The sequence below is a fragment of the Chryseobacterium pennae genome, assembly GCF_003385515.1.
GTDB classification, from domain to species: Bacteria; Bacteroidota; Bacteroidia; order Flavobacteriales; family Weeksellaceae; genus Chryseobacterium; species Chryseobacterium pennae.
Genome location: NZ_QNVT01000012.1, coordinates 1 through 13,866, shown reverse-complemented (window position 1 = coordinate 13,866; position 13,866 = coordinate 1). Strand labels below are relative to the sequence as shown.

Annotated in this window: 11 protein-coding genes; 9 read left to right on the top strand and 2 right to left on the bottom strand. The window is 36.0% G+C overall.

The window, feature by feature from the left end; translation table 11 throughout:
* Entirely contained in the window at window positions 1-1,443 is a 1,443-nt protein-coding gene (locus tag DRF65_RS13465; RefSeq protein ID WP_115971286.1) for a zinc-dependent metalloprotease, read from the top strand.
* Window positions 1,444-1,703: 260 nt separating this feature from the next.
* Here DRF65_RS13465 and DRF65_RS13460 read toward each other — a convergent pair whose 3' ends face one another.
* Both DRF65_RS13460 and DRF65_RS13455 read right to left on the bottom strand, forming a co-directional pair.
* Window positions 1,704-2,009 (bottom strand): DUF493 family protein, encoded by a 306-nt coding sequence (locus DRF65_RS13460; RefSeq protein ID WP_115971285.1) that lies wholly within the window; start codon window positions 2,007-2,009, stop codon window positions 1,704-1,706.
* A gap of 41 nt (window positions 2,010-2,050) precedes the next feature.
* Window positions 2,051-2,722, bottom strand: coding sequence for a DUF4197 family protein (locus DRF65_RS13455; RefSeq protein WP_115971284.1), 672 nt, complete (start codon window positions 2,720-2,722; stop codon window positions 2,051-2,053).
* Between the two features lie 348 nt (window positions 2,723-3,070).
* On the opposite strand from DRF65_RS13455, the gene DRF65_RS13450 reads away from it, so the two are divergent.
* The 8 genes from DRF65_RS13450 to DRF65_RS13420 all read left to right on the top strand — a co-directional run bounded on the left by DRF65_RS13450 (window position 3,071) and on the right by DRF65_RS13420 (window position 13,307).
* Entirely contained in the window at window positions 3,071-5,893 is a 2,823-nt protein-coding gene (locus DRF65_RS13450) for a SusC/RagA family TonB-linked outer membrane protein (RefSeq protein WP_115971283.1), read from the top strand.
* Window positions 5,894-5,905: 12 nt separating this feature from the next.
* Window positions 5,906-7,321: a RagB/SusD family nutrient uptake outer membrane protein gene (locus tag DRF65_RS13445; RefSeq protein WP_115971282.1), complete on the top strand. Its 1,416-nt coding sequence runs from the start codon at window positions 5,906-5,908 to the stop codon at window positions 7,319-7,321.
* A gap of 67 nt (window positions 7,322-7,388) precedes the next feature.
* Entirely contained in the window at window positions 7,389-8,780 is a 1,392-nt protein-coding gene (locus DRF65_RS13440) for a glucoamylase family protein (protein ID WP_115971281.1), read from the top strand.
* Window positions 8,781-9,132: 352 nt separating this feature from the next.
* On the top strand, window positions 9,133-9,312 hold the full coding sequence (locus DRF65_RS28855) for a hypothetical protein (RefSeq protein ID WP_228438677.1): 180 nt from the start codon (window positions 9,133-9,135) through the stop codon (window positions 9,310-9,312).
* 21 nt (window positions 9,313-9,333) lie between these two features.
* Window positions 9,334-9,834, top strand: a complete 501-nt coding sequence (locus DRF65_RS13435; protein WP_228438675.1) for a carboxylesterase family protein — start codon at window positions 9,334-9,336, stop codon at window positions 9,832-9,834.
* Between the two features lie 69 nt (window positions 9,835-9,903).
* On the top strand, window positions 9,904-12,231 hold the full coding sequence (gene bglX / locus DRF65_RS13430) for a beta-glucosidase BglX (protein WP_115971280.1): 2,328 nt from the start codon (window positions 9,904-9,906) through the stop codon (window positions 12,229-12,231).
* 94 nt (window positions 12,232-12,325) lie between these two features.
* A complete protein-coding gene (locus tag DRF65_RS13425) occupies window positions 12,326-12,715 on the top strand; it encodes a hypothetical protein (RefSeq protein ID WP_115971279.1) in 390 nt (129 codons plus the stop codon).
* 178 nt (window positions 12,716-12,893) lie between these two features.
* A complete protein-coding gene (locus tag DRF65_RS13420) occupies window positions 12,894-13,307 on the top strand; it encodes a hypothetical protein (RefSeq protein WP_115971278.1) in 414 nt (137 codons plus the stop codon).
* The last annotated feature ends 559 nt before the right edge of the window (window positions 13,308-13,866 follow it).

Below are 13,866 nucleotides of genomic sequence, written 5' to 3'. Positions count from 1 at the left end.
ATGAACATGTGGAGTGTGGACTTTGCAGATAACGGTTTATTGGGATATGCCCAGTTTCCTTCTAATTCTACACTTCCGGGTCTGAATACTAACATGGGTCTTGCAGCTACGGATGGAGTTGTTGCCGGATATTCTACTTTCGGTAGTATGGATTATGATGATACTACTTTCATTATGCAGCCTGGTTATGACAGAGGAAGAACGATGACTCATGAAGTAGGCCACTTCCTGGGATTAAGACATATCTGGGGAGACTCTGCATGTGGTAATGATTACTGCGCAGATACCCCTACTGCACATACTGCAAATTATCAATGTAATGCTTCTATACAGAGTTGTAATGATCCGAACGTTTTTGAAATGGTTCAGAATTATATGGACTATACCAATGATACCTGTATGAATATCTATACTAATGATCAGAAAACAAGGATCAGAACGGTGATGGATAATTCTCCAAGAAGAATGGAGCTGAAAGCTTCTACTAAAGATCAGGCTATTCCTTTATTTCCAAATGATGCTGAAATAAAATATGATGGCGGATGTTCCATAGGAGTTGTTAATTGTGGGCAAGGATCATTGCGTCTGCTTATTACAAACAGAGGTACTGCTAATCTGACATCGGCTGTTATCACTTACAGCATGAGTGGAGGTGCTGCTCAGACATTTAACTGGACAGGAAATCTTACTCAGGATAAATCAAGTGTGATTAATATTCCTGTTGACGCATCTATAGCATCTTCAGGAGTTTCCTTCTCTATTGCTTCTGTAAATGGAACAACGGATCAGAGAAGTACTAATAATACTACATCTGGTGACTATGTGAAACCTGTAGCACCTCAGTATTTTGGAACAACTACAGTTACCTTCAAATTACAGAGAGACAGATGGGGACAGGAGACAAGATGGAATCTTAAAAACAGTAGTGGACAGATTGTAAAATCCGGAAGATATGGTAATACCGAAGATGGTGATCCAGATCCGGCTCTTATCACTCAGGTGTGGGATTTACCTACAGATTGTTATGTGTTTACTATATCTGATGATTTTGGGGATGGTTTAACCGGACAGTTGGCTAATGGTGCAAGTGGATATGCAAAACTAACTGTAGGTTCTTCAGGGACAGGACAGACTATATTTGAAACGAATGGTGAATTCTCTTATGAAACTAAAGCCTTTACTACAAGAGAATCTTTATCAACTACAGAAGTAAATAAGAAAAATACTTTTGGAGTATACCCTAACCCGGTTAATGATATTCTGAATGTTACAGGACTTTCCGGAGAATCTCAATTTGAAATTCATAATACTGTAGGACAAGTTGTTAAAAAAGGAAAAATTAATGATAATCAGATTCATGTAGCTGATCTTGTGAAAGGAGTTTACGTGATTACGATTAATAATGCTAAAGTTTCAGAAAGCATTAAGTTCGTTAAGAAATAATAATAAATACAGCAAAGTATTAAGCTGATAAAACCGTCTCAATAGAGGCGGTTTTTATTATTAAAAAAAATGATTATACATTTTGAGTGGGGGTGAAGGCAAAAAATAAGAGACAGTCAATAATGGTTTTTGACTCAGAATTAATTCTTACCCTTAATTCACTTTATTTTAATAGATTAAAATATTAAAAAATAAGAATAGTTTTTAATGAATAGAGCTAAAAAGAAACCGTTTCATAATTAAATGAAACGGTTTCTTTTTTACAATAGAATAACGCCTTCTATTTTTGCTACTTCTTTATAAATTTTCACTACCTGATCCGCATCTAAAACAAATGCATTAATGTTGCAGGCTGTGTATTTTCCATTTTTGCTTTCGCGATTTCCCAATGTAAATTTGATACCATCAAATACTTTGTAAATTTCTGTAAGTTTTGATTGGTCTGTAGGAATAATAAATTTAAATAAATAATCCTCAGGAAAATCATGATGACCTTCCAGTTTTTCCTTTAAAGATTTATAAAAGTCTTCAGGATTTGCGTGTTGATTTCCTTGTAATATATCCATCTGCAATTCTAATATAATATATAAATATAACGAATTTTTTTCTATTTTCCAAATGGCCCCAGCAGTGACTTGGAGTTCTGGTGCTCGTAATCTTCAATAATATTAAAGAGTCCTGCTACCAACTGTTCAGAAGCAAGCTGGCTTAATCCACCTGAATTTACGGTGTTCTTATTTCCTCCCAGAAGACTTCCGAGGAAATTACTTCCCGCTAAAGATGTATTGATGGTTTTTACAATGCCATATTCATTAAGCTTTTCATCCACCTTCGGAGCGATGGCAGCAATAAGCTGTTGTGAAGTTTTTTCTTTAAGGATCTGTGTTGCAGTAGTTCCTTCAATGATTCGCGTTACATCCTGCGCGTTTAAGCTGTTTACAGCACCCTGCAGAATGGGCCTTGAAGTATTTACGGTATAGGCTGCTGCCTGCGCAATATAATCTCTCTCTTTAGCAACCAGTGATGGCGCTATCTTTTCCAGCATGGAGTTGATCTCTCTAAGTTCTTTAGGAAGAGCCTTGTCTACCATATTATTCTGTAAGAAGGCTTCTTTGTTGGTATAAATACCCATTCCCTTATCAATGCCATTGAGTAGCATTCTTTTAATAATAGAAAGCCCCATATCAGATGTGGCCAATGTTGTACAGGATTGTACAGAGGTGGTAATAACAGCACCGGTTCCTATGATAAGAGCGGCTGCAACGATATATTTTTTCATTGATCTTTTTATTGCTTTTCTCAAAAACTGCACCAAAGGTAAATACTATTTTGTATTTAACAAAATATTAATGATTAGTGAATTATTTGGTGATTTTTTGAGTTGAAATCATGATTTTGTTATTAGTGATGTGATATTAAATTAATGTTTATTTTGTATTTAAATTCACAAAATGCAATCATATTTATGTTTTTACGTAAAAAAATACAATTGTTTTTAAATTTTTAAGATATCTTAACATGGTTCGGTTTTTTTTATATTTTTGACTAATGTCTTCTTTTGAGAAATTGAATGCTTCTAAATGAGACATTGTTGAAAATCTGATTGTACGAATAAAATTGAAACTATATGAAACAAAGTAATGTAAAATATTCATGTCTCATTGCTGTTCTATACTTTGGTATGAATGTCAATGCTCAGACTCAGCCTAAAGATACTGCTGCCAAAGAGCAGAAGATCGACGAGGTGGTTCTGATCGGATATGGATCGCAGAAAAAAGAGAATGTGACCGGTAGTATCGGAATCGTTTCTGCTAAAGATTTAGCGAATAAACCGAATGCCAACCCAATTAGTTCTATACAGGGAAGGGTAGCAGGTGTACAGGTTTTAAACTCCGGAGCACCGGGAGGTTCTCCCAGAGTGGACATCAGAGGGATTAGTTCATTAACGGGGAAAACTGTTTTTATTGTTGATGGAATGATTACAGATGATATCTCATTCTTAAGCCCTCAGGATATTGAATCTATGAGTGTGCTGAAGGATCCTTCCAGTTTGGCAATTTATGGGGCCAGAGCATCCAATGGTGCTGTGATCATTAAAACCAAAACCGGAAGAGGTAAAAAACCAGTTTTTAATTTTAACTCGTATCTAGGAATTAAAACGGTAACGAACGTTCCTAAAATGGTTAATTCAGATCAGTATCTACAGCTGTATAATGAGAAACTAATCAATGATAAAGTAAAAGACCCTGTATTTTTAGACAGATCATCTTATCCTGCAGATACAGATTGGTTCAAAGAGATTTTGAGAACAAGTATCATTAACTCGAATGATATTTCGGCTTCAGGAAACCTTGGAAAGCTGAACTATTATGTAAGTGCCGGAAATCTTCAGGATGAAGGAAATTTGGCAGCAGGACAAGGTATTAATTCAGGCAGTGGTTTTAATAGATTTACAACCAAAGTGAATTTGAGTTATAAAATTACAGATAATATAACCATAGGTAATAATTTCACTTTTTCAAAAATGCGTACAGATCATGTAAATAATACTTTGCTGGACGCTTATTCATCTCCTCCAGTTTATGCTCCAATTAATCCGGCTACAGGGGATTACCAATATTTTACATTAGCAAAAGTTCCTAACTCCAGAGCAAAAATGGATTTATTCAGATCTCAGACAAGAGAAGAAAGACTGCTGAATAATATCTGGGGAGAATATAAATTTTTAAAAGATTTTACTTTACGAATCAGTTATAGTTCTGATAATATTAATTCGAATAAATACGAATATACCCCAACATTCGGTTACGTTCCTGTTGCCGATCAGAAACCAAATAAATTAATAACAAGAGATTCGAGAACCAGAAATTATATCTGGGATAATACATTAAGCTGGAAAAAAGATTTTGGAAAACATAATGTAGAATTACTGGCAGGTTTCTCCAGAACCAGAAACTCCTATTCTCAGGCCTATGCAGAAGCTTTAAACGTTAATTATAACGGAACAAATGCTTCTCTGGATATTTCTAAAGGAACGGATATTTATAAAACAAGTTTCGATGAAAAAGAAAGAAATGTTATTCCTTATCAGGACAGAATTGAATCCTTTTTCGGAAGGCTTAATTATGATTATGATGGGAAATACCTAGTGAATGCATCGGTTCGTAGAGATGGAACTTCTAAGTATTCTGCGAATGACAGATCTCGTGTATTTCCTGCTGTAAGTGCAGGATGGGTAATTTCCAAAGAAAACTTTATGAGTCAGCAGAATGTTGTTAATCTTTTAAAATTAAGAGCAAGCTGGGGTAAGCTGGGTAATCCGGATGTACAGAGAGCTTACACCTTAAATACTACTAAACTGGAGGGAGGCGCTTATTATGGAGATTCCGGATATCCTGCAGAAACAATAGACAAAGTTATAGATCCGAATATTGGCTGGGAAACAACAACAGGTAAAGATTTCGGATTGGAAATGGCCATGTTCAATAATAAACTGAAAATAGATGCTACTTATTTTGATAAAGATACCAAAGATGTAGTGTATGGTATTGTTCAGGGAATGGTTTCCGGTGCTTCTAACTGGAATAACTATATTACGAATGCGTACTCTTTTAATAATAAAGGATTTGAATTTTCGGTTAATTACGATACTAAGATTAATGATCATATAAAAATCGGTGTATATGGAAACTTAACCACTTTAAAGAATAAGATTACCTCTGTTTTAAATGATTCATACTTAAATGCAGGGGCCAGTTTATATGGTAATTCCATCATAAGACTTCAGGAAGGACAGGCTGTGGGTTCATATTATGGTTACCAGGTGGCAGGTATTTTTCAGAATAAGGCAGAAGTAGACGCATCGGCGGTTCAAAATGGTGCACAGGCCGGAGGGTTTAGATTTGAAGATTTGGATGGAAACGGAGTGATCGATGTTAGAGATAAGACATTTTTAGGAAGCCCTATTCCAAAAGGAACTTATGGATTTGGTGTGAATATGAATGTATATGACTTTGATTTTGCTATTGATTTTCAAGGAGTGTTCGGAAATAAAATTTACAATTTCAACAGAGAGCAGCGCTATGGAAATGAAAGCTGGGATCTGGATTTTTACAATAACAGATGGCATGGGGAAGGAACATCCAATACCTATTCAATGGCAACCAATAACCAGGCTATTATTTTACCCAACAGTTTTTATGTAGAAGATGGAAGCTACATAAGAATCAGAAATATTCAGGTGGGATATAATTTACCTCAATCATTTACAAAATCGATGTCGATTACAAAGCTAAGATTATATGTAAGTGCACAGAATCCATGGACAAGTTTCAAATATAATGGGTTCTCACCTGAAGTTTTAAATACCGACAGGGTACAAATGGGGGTGGATAATAATATCTATCCAATTTCAGCCATTTATACTTTGGGTCTTAATTTAACATTTTAATAAGAAAGAGTTATGAAAAAGATATTTTTATCAATCGCATTATTATCACTTGCAGCAAGTTGCAATGATTATTTAGATATAAAACAGGAAGGGTATACGGAAGCTGCATCATTTTTCAAGACACAGGAGGATGCAATGCTGGCAACGAATGCTATCTATAGTTTTCTGAGAAGTTATGATAATTCAGCTTTTCCCTACCAATTTGTTTTTGGAGTGCCTGCAGATGATGTTGTTAAAGGTTCCAATCCCGGAGATGCTTCTTTTATCAATGTTTATGATAACTTCACCTATACTGTAAGTGATGAGGGTGTAAGAGGATACTGGATCGGACAATGGCAAGGACTAAATAGCTGTAATCAGGTGATCACGAATGTTCCGAAAATTGAAATGGACTCAGCACTGAAAACAAGATTGGTTGCAGAAGCAAAAATGCTGAGAGCCTATATTTATTTTAATTTAGTAAGGATATATGGTGGAGTGCCTATTTTTGACGGCCTTCAGGCCAATTATAAAGTTCCGAGAAACTCAGTAGAAGAAGTATACAATTTTATTATTTCTGATCTTACCAGTGCGGCAGAAATTCTTCCTCAGACTTACCCTGCTTCAGATTTAGGGAGAGTAACAAAGGGAGCCGCATTAGGATTGCTTTCAAAAGTATATCTTTATAAAAAAGACTGGCAGAAAGCCTATGATACCTCTAATCAGGTGATGGCAATGGGATATGATTTAGATCCGGATTTTAATCATGTATTCAGACCTTCAGGTGAATTTGGAAAGGAATCTGTTTTTGAAGTAAACTGTGACTGTATCCCTCCATTAAAAGGAAGTCAGTATGCTGAAGTTCAGGGTGTAAGAGATCAGTTTGGCTGGGGCTTCTTTACCCCTTCTAATGCTCTTGAAAATGCATTTGAACCAGGTGATATCAGAAAAGAACTTACCATCTTAAGAAACGGGGAAATTACTCCGGAAGGCGATTTAATTGCAATGGGGGATGCTCAATCGGTAACCACTTATAACCAAAAGGTATATGTACCAAAAGCATTGAATAAAAGTGCTTGTGGATATGGATCTATTCAGAATATCAGAATTTTAAGATTTGCTGAAATTCTTCTGATCAATGCAGAAGCAGCTAATGAATTAGGAAATATTTCTGTAGCTACTACAAATCTGAATAGAGTAAGAGCTAGAGCTAAGCTGGCAGGAACTACGGCTTCAACACAAATAGCCCTTAAAACCGCAATCTGGAATGAACGCAGGGTAGAACTAGCTATGGAAGGAGATCGCTTTGTAGATCTTGTAAGAACAGGACAGGCTCCTACAGTTCTTGCTTCTTATGGATTCAAAGCTGGAAAAAATGAATTATTCCCGATTCCATTTGATGCCATCACTGAAAGTGCTGGGGCATTTACACAAAATCCAGGATATTAACAGATAACCATAAACTAGAGGAGAGTGAAAATTCTCCTCTACTTTTATAACCAGTAAACCAATACCAATGAAAAGGACCCTATTATCAATTGCAGTAACTTCTTTATTCTTTGCTTATTCCTGCAAAAATGCTCACGTTTCAAAACAGGAACCACCAAAAAGTAATGTAGTTAAAAGTACTGTTACGGATGAACAGCTGATGGATAGAGTACAGCAAGATGCTTTAAAGTATTTCTGGGATTATGCGGAACCCAATTCTATGCTGGGAAGAGAACGTTATCACGAAGACAATATCTATCCGGATAATGACAAGCATGTCATTACAACAGGAGGATCTGGATTTGGATTGGCAACTTTACTGGTAGGAGTGGAAAGAGGATTTGTTCCAAGAAAAGAAGCTGTGAAAAGATTAACCCATATTATGAATTTTCTGGCAAAAGCAGATCGTCATAAAGGGGCATGGCCACACTGGATCAATGGGGAAACCGGAAAAACGGTTCCTTTTGGAAAGAAAGATAATGGAGGAGATCTTGTAGAAACAGCATTCCTTACTTCAGGGATACTGATGGTTCGTGAATACTTTAAAAATGGAAATGCAGAAGAAAAAGTATTGGCTGCAAAATGTGATGAACTCTGGAAAGGAATTCAATGGAACTGGTACACCAAAGGAGGTGAAAAAGTACTGTACTGGCACTGGTCACCGGAATATCAATGGGAAATGAATTTCCCACTTGAAGGCTATAATGAATGTCTCATTACTTATATCCTTGCCGCATCTTCCCCTACATATTCCATAGATGCTGAAACTTATTATAAAGGGTGGACCCGAAACGGGACCTATCTTACCGACAAAACAAAATACGGATTGCCTCTGTATGTAAAACACAACTATGCCGAAGAATATGGCGGGCCGCTTTTCTGGGCTCAATATTCATACATCGGGCTTGATCCGACAGGATTATCCGATAAATTGGTGAAAAACTATTTTGATATTAATAAAAATCAAACCCTTATTGATTATAAATACTGTGTTGAAAATCCAAAACAATGGAAAGGTTACGGACCAAATTATTGGGGACTGACGGCCGGATATACAAGAAACGAGGATGGAAGCACAGGCTATACGGCTCATATGCCAAATAATGACGATGGAGTGATAACCCCTACAGCTGCTCTAAGCAGTTTTCCGTACACTCCAAAAGAATCCATGGATTTTCTGAGGTTTATCTATACTCAAAAGCCTGAATTCATTGGATCAGCAGGCCCTTACGATGCAACTTCCATCAACTATAACAATTGGTTTACGCCAAGATACCTTGCCATTGATCAGGGGACAATAGCACCCATGATCGAAAATTACAGAACAGGATTTCTCTGGAAGTTATTTATGAATGCTCCTGAGATCCAGCAAGGATTGAAAAAACTAGGCTTCCAATCCACAAAATATGGAATAAAATAATTAAAAATAAAGCTCACTGATTTTATATGAAAAAGTTATTTATTTTTATATAAACCTCAAAAGATAAAATACTTAAGTTATTTAAAGTGACAGGCCTTGTGTATCAAAAGGACATATAAGTAGAAAATCAAAGATTTTAAAAAACTTCAGAGGACTTATATACAGTATTGTTTAAATTAACTTAAGAGGGCTAAAGTGTTTGGAATAAAACTTTTGTGGTTAACTATTGATGAGAACTGTAAAAAGATAAAACACAATAGTCTGCTTAATCTGTAAAATCTGCGAGAGAAAAAATTTGCAAAAGCTATATGCATTCAATAGAAACAGGCTTTAGCCAAAACCTAAAAGCATCATGAAATTAAAACATATTCCCCTTTTATTATTGCCACTTTCTTTACAGCTTAATGCTCAGGAAATCAAAGCAGAACTGAATAAAGAGATCAAAAGACCGGAAAAAATTTCTTATATCCTGGATTATCCCCAGAATGCAAAAGGGAATGTTCCACTGATTGTTTTTCTTCACGGTTCGTGAGAAAGAGGGAGTAATCTTGAAATGGTAAAAGCTCACAGTCCATTCACATATAAAGCCCTGATCAAAGAACCGGTGGCTATTCTGGCACCGCAATGTCCGGTAGATAGCTGGTGGGATACAGTAACAGTATATCACCTGATTAAGGATATCCAGAAAAAATATAAAATTGATACCTCCAGAATTTATCTTACAGGACTTTCGATGGGAGGTTGGGGAACTTTGAAGCTGGCAATGGAGCATCCTGAAATGTTTGCTGCAGTAGCTTCAGTTTGTGCACCTACAGACCAGATGATGACGGCCAATATTGATCAATTTAAAGATTTGAATATGAAAATATTCCATGGTGGGATGGATGATGTTGTATTACCTGAAAATGCTTTTAAACTGTATCAGAAACTTCATCCTATAAATCCATCAGCAGAACTGGTGATTTTCCCGAATGACAATCATAATTCATGGGATTCAGCCTATTCAAATCCGCAGTTGTATGAATGGATGCTGTCTAAAAAGAAAAATAAATAGAAATACAGGTTTCGTTAAACGAAAAAGACTAGATAGAAATCAAAACAATAATAATAAGAAGATAGATTTATGAAAAAGTTAATTGTACTTGCAACCCTGGCCCTTTCGCCGGTGTTTTCCGCTCAGGAAATGGTGGATAAGCCTGTACAGTCCTATCAGACTGCACAATATCAGGCCAAGAAGAAAGCCTTTGTAGACAATCTTTTATCTAAAATGACCTTAGATGAAAAAATCGGTCAGCTGAACCTTCCTACCTCCGGAGATTTTACTACGGGAATGGCTCAGAGTTCAGATATCGGAAAAAAAGTAGAACAGGGGCTAGTAGGAGGATTATTTAATATAAAAGGAGCAGACAAGATTAAAGCTGTTCAGAAAGTAGCTGTTGAAAAAAGCCGCCTGAAAATTCCAATGATCTTTGGAATGGATGTGATTCACGGCTATGAAACTACTTTCCCTATTCCATTAGGTTTAGCCGCTTCATGGGATATGAATCTGGTACAGCAGTCTGCTAAAGTAGCTGCAAGAGAAGCTGCATCTGATGGAATCAACTGGACATTTTCGCCAATGGTGGATATTTCCCGTGAACCAAGATGGGGAAGAGTGTCCGAAGGTTCCGGTGAAGATCCGTATTTAGGAAGTGAGATTTCAAAAAATATGGTATATGGTTACCAGGGTAAAGATTTGGCTAATGGTACAAATATTTTGGCATGTGTAAAGCATTTTGCATTATACGGAGCAGGAGAGTCCGGTAGAGATTACAATACGGTTGATATGAGCCATGTAAGAATGTTCAATGAATATTTTCCACCTTACAAAGCTGCTGTAGATGCTGGGGTAGCTTCTGTAATGGCATCTTTCAATGAAGTGGACGGCGTTCCCGCTACTGGAAGCAGATGGCTTCAGACGGAAGTATTGAGAAACCAATGGAAATTCAAAGGATTTGTAGTAACCGATTATACCGGGATTAATGAAATGGTTGATCACGGAATGGGAGATCTTCAGCAGGTTTCAGCACTGGCTTTAAAAGCTGGGGTTGATATGGATATGGTAGGAGAAGGCTTTTTAACCACTTTAAAAAAATCATTATCCGAAGGAAAAGTTACCCAGGCTGAGATTGATATGGCCACAAAAAGAATTCTTGAAGCAAAATATGACTTAGGTCTTTTTGATAATCCATACAAACACGGTGATGCCAAATTAGCGGCAAAAGAAGTATATAATTTAGAAAACCGTAATATCGCAAGAAGCATTGCTGCTCAGTCAATGGTTTTACTGAAAAATGAAAATCAGGTATTGCCTTTAAAAAAATCAGGAACTGTTGCGGTAATCGGACCATTGGTGAATAATTCTATGAACATGGCTGGAACCTGGAGTGTTGCTACAAAACACAGTGTTTCAGTTAATTTAATGCAGGGGCTTCAGGCAAATTACGGCAAAGAAGTGAAATTCCTTTCAGCAAAAGGGGCTAATATCGATTACGATGCCAAATTAGAAGAAATATATGCTGCTCACGGAAAGAAAACCGATAGAGATAACCGTTCAAAAGAAGAACTGTTAAAAGAAGCCGTTGATATTGCCAGTAAAGCTGACGTTATAGTCCTGGCGATCGGAGAATCTGCAGAAATGAGTGGAGAATCTTCATCAAGATCTGAAATCACGATTCCTCAATCACAAGTTGACCTGTTAAATGAACTGAAAAAGACCGGAAAACCAATTGCAATGATCCTTTTCACAGGTCGTCCATTAGCATTAACGAATGTAAAAGACACTCCCGATGCCATTCTTAATGCATGGTTCCCAGGTTCAGAAGCAGGAAATGCCATGGCAGATGTACTTTTCGGAAAAGTAAACCCATCAGGAAAACTTCCGATGACGTTCCCGAGAAGCCTGGGACAGGTCCCTATTTATTATAATGCTAAAAATACAGGCAGACCATTAGATCAGAAACTTACGGATAAATGTGAATACCAGAGATTCCGTTCCAATTATATGGATGAGTGCAATACGCCATTATATTCATTTGGTTACGGATTGAGCTATACGAAATTCAACTATTCAGATATCAGCATATCCAATACCAATCCAAAAGGAAACCAGGAGATTCAGGCGTCCGTTACCATAACCAATTCCGGAAACTATGACGGTGCAGAAGTGGTACAGTTGTATATCAGAGATATGGTGGGAAGTATTACAAGACCCGTAAAAGAACTGAAAGGGTTCCAGAAAATATTTTTGAAAAAAGGAGAATCTAAAAAAGTAACCTTTACGATTACGCCGGAAAACCTGAAATTCTATAATGGAGATTTAAAATATGACTGGGAATCAGGCGAATTTGATATTATGATGGGAACAAGTTCTGATGAGGTGAAGCATTCAAAGATCAATTGGACAAAGTAAAAAGAGATTTTTTTTCACAATAATGTGTTTTATGATTTTTTTGGCATGATTTTTATTAATATCCTGCGTAGTTATCATATATAATACAAACGACATGAAAAAAACAATTTTATTAAGCGCAATGTTCCTGGGTACTATAGCATTTGCACAGCAAACACCGGTATTAGGTGGCGATAAAGATGCTCACGGATGTATCGGTTCAGCAGGATATACCTATTCACAGATTAAGAAAAACTGTATAAGAACCTTTGAAGAAAAGATCAAATTAAAAGAGGTTGCTACAAAAGGAGATTATATAGCAGCAGTTATTTTCAGTAAAGACATGAAGAAAGCTGAAATTTTTGTAAAAGATGTTGAACAAGGAAGCATAATTCTTAACAGAACAGGAAAAGCAAAAGCTTGGAAAAAAGATGGTTATGTGTTAACTCCCTACAAAAAAAGCGGTTACCAGCTTAAAAAGGATAATGTAGTAATCTATCAATAAAATCACATTTCTAAAGAAAAATGAAGTCACTCGAAGGAGTGACTTTTTTGTAGAATTAATTCACATAAAATAGAACTTATACATTGTTTATAACAATAATGTTTTTTGTAACTAAGAATGAATTAGTATCTTTATTTCCAAAATACTTTACCAAACTGAAAACATTAATAATTTAAATATGAAAAAACCAATTTTATTTAGCATGATGTTCCTGGGATCTTTAGTTTTCGCTCAACAAAAAACTCCGGCTTTGGGAGGTGACAGAGATGTTCACGGATGTATAGGCTCAGCAGGATATACTTATTCGCAAATCAGAAATAACTGTATAAGGGTTTTCGAACAGAAAATCAAATTAAAGGAAGTTGCTACAGATAAAAGCTATTCCACAATGACGGCAGTTATTTTTAGTAAAGATATGAAGAGGGCAGAAATTTTTATTCCGGAAGGAAATGCAAAAAGTATCATTCTTGATAGAGAAGGCAAAGGAAAAATCTGGAAAAGCGGAAGCTATATTAAAGAAACCTATGTCTTAGTTCCTTACAAGAAAGCAGGTTACCAGATTAAAAAAGACGACGTAGTCATTTATCAATAAGATCAAAATTTCAAAAAACTAAGCCACTCGTAAAAGGGTGTTTTTTTTATGAATATATATTAGACTTTAAATGTCTTCTTCTTTTTTTAGGAGCTTAATCCCGCTATCCACTCATACTCCTCACGCCATCGCGCTCCAACGCTCAATTCCTCCACCTTTCTAACCCGTGTTGCGGGGTAACCGTTTCTATCGGGGCTATTTTTATGAGTAATGAATGATATTACTTTTCAATACAGGACCTTTTATACCTCATAAGTTAAAAAAATATTTGGTTATCCTGTAAGACGGTTCCCAAGCATTTTCGTTAAGCTGTCTTACATTGAAAATAATCTCAAAATAATACGACAGGTTCTGTCGCAGTCGCATTGTAGCTTTGTAGGAGAATGATATGAAATGACAAATATTGATAGAAATATCATCATGTTTAGAAGTATTATATGTTAAATCATATTAAAGTGATTTAAAAAAAGTTAAATTTGCGAAAATTTGAAAACTAATCATTAAACTCAAAAACAACACGGGAATGAAAAAGATTTATCTCAGTGCATGTACTGTATGC

Coding starts and splice junctions, on each gene's coding strand:
- DRF65_RS13435 (WP_228438675.1), top strand. CDS start 9,334: ATGGTAAAAGCTCACAGTCCATTCACATATAAAGCCCTGATCAAAGAA.
- DRF65_RS13425 (WP_115971279.1), top strand. CDS start 12,326: ATGAAAAAAACAATTTTATTAAGCGCAATGTTCCTGGGTACTATAGCA.
- bglX (WP_115971280.1), top strand. CDS start 9,904: ATGAAAAAGTTAATTGTACTTGCAACCCTGGCCCTTTCGCCGGTGTTT.
- DRF65_RS13465 (WP_115971286.1), top strand. CDS start 1: ATGAACATGTGGAGTGTGGACTTTGCAGATAACGGTTTATTGGGATAT.
- DRF65_RS13445 (WP_115971282.1), top strand. CDS start 5,906: ATGAAAAAGATATTTTTATCAATCGCATTATTATCACTTGCAGCAAGT.
- DRF65_RS13450 (WP_115971283.1), top strand. CDS start 3,071: ATGAAACAAAGTAATGTAAAATATTCATGTCTCATTGCTGTTCTATAC.
- DRF65_RS28855 (WP_228438677.1), top strand. CDS start 9,133: ATGAAATTAAAACATATTCCCCTTTTATTATTGCCACTTTCTTTACAG.
- DRF65_RS13460 (WP_115971285.1), bottom strand. CDS start 2,009: ATGGATATATTACAAGGAAATCAACACGCAAATCCTGAAGACTTTTAT.
- DRF65_RS13440 (WP_115971281.1), top strand. CDS start 7,389: ATGAAAAGGACCCTATTATCAATTGCAGTAACTTCTTTATTCTTTGCT.
- DRF65_RS13420 (WP_115971278.1), top strand. CDS start 12,894: ATGAAAAAACCAATTTTATTTAGCATGATGTTCCTGGGATCTTTAGTT.
- DRF65_RS13455 (WP_115971284.1), bottom strand. CDS start 2,722: ATGAAAAAATATATCGTTGCAGCCGCTCTTATCATAGGAACCGGTGCT.